General features: G+C 74.6%; 1 protein-coding gene. It reads right to left on the bottom strand.

Features of this window, described 5'->3' with window-relative positions:
- On the bottom strand, positions 1-1142 hold a 1142-nt coding region (locus SSOG_RS39920), incomplete at both ends, for a condensation domain-containing protein (RefSeq protein ID WP_039939824.1).

Raw genomic sequence — 1142 nt, 5'->3', positions numbered from 1 at the left:
GACCGTGGCGCCGAAGACGACGTCGTCACGGCCGGTGTGGGCGCCCAGCAGCATCGCCCAGCCGAGCCGTACGAGGGTGTTGACGGTCAGCCCGTGCGCGCGGGCCGCCCGCCGCAGTGCGTCCGTCACGTCGGCGTCCAGCGAGGCATCGGCCTGGCCGTAGGGGTCGGCACTGTCCCGGCCGCGCTCCCCGCCGACCAGGGTGGGGCCGTCCAGCCCGGACAGGACACCGCGCCACGCGGCCTCGTCGGCCTCGGGGTCGCGCGTGGCGAGCCAGTCCAGATAGGCGCGGTACGGCGTGGCGGCCGGGGGCGTGCCGCCCGCGTAGAGGGTGAAGAGCTCCCGGACCGCTATCGGCCAGGACCAGCCGTCCAGCAGGATGTGATGGGCCGTCAGCACGAAAACGTGGCGCTGCCCGGCGGCGCGCAGGAGAGTGGCGCGCAGCGCGGGCGGCTCGGCGAGGTCGAACCGCACACGCCGGTCCCGGTCGAGGAAGGCGGCCTCCTCCTCGGGGGATGCCACCCGCTCCTCCCGCCACGGAACGTCGATGTGGTCCGGCACCCGCTGCACGGGCCTGCCGACGGTGTCCGGCCGGAACCCGGCGGCCAGATTCGGATGCCTGCGCACCAGAGCGCGCAGTGCCTCGCGCAGCGCCGTGGCGTCGAGTTCGCCGGTCAGCTCGAAGACGAACTGGACGAGGTACGGGTCGGCGCCGCCGTCTTCGCCATGGTCGTACTGGGAGTGGAACAGCAGCCCCTGGGCGAGGGGCGCCAGCGGCAACGCCTCGCCCTCATGATGCGCTACGGGAGCCACCGGTCGCTCGTCCGCACCGGCGGCCAGCGCCGCGAGGTGGTCGAACCAGCGCCCGGCCAGGTCCGCCATGGGCGCGTCGTCCAGCAGACGACCGGCCCAGGACCACATGGCGGTGAGCCGGGGGCCTTCGGGGTGGTCGACGATGACGGAGTCGAGTTCGACGGCGTGCGCCAACGGCAGCTCCGGCGACGCGCCGGACGCGAGGACGCTCCCGTCCGGGCTCCAGTCCCGCTCGCCGTCCGCCTCGAAGCGGCCGAGGTAGTTGAAGGCGATCCGGGGCGGTGCGGGTGCGGCGAGCCGGGTGGCGGTGTCCGGGTTGAGGTGGCGCA

This window comes from Streptomyces himastatinicus ATCC 53653, from assembly GCF_000158915.1.
Lineage (GTDB): Bacteria > Actinomycetota > Actinomycetes > Streptomycetales > Streptomycetaceae > Streptomyces > Streptomyces himastatinicus.
Note: the sequence above shows the minus strand (reverse complement) of the source record. Positions and strands in the feature narration are given on the sequence as shown.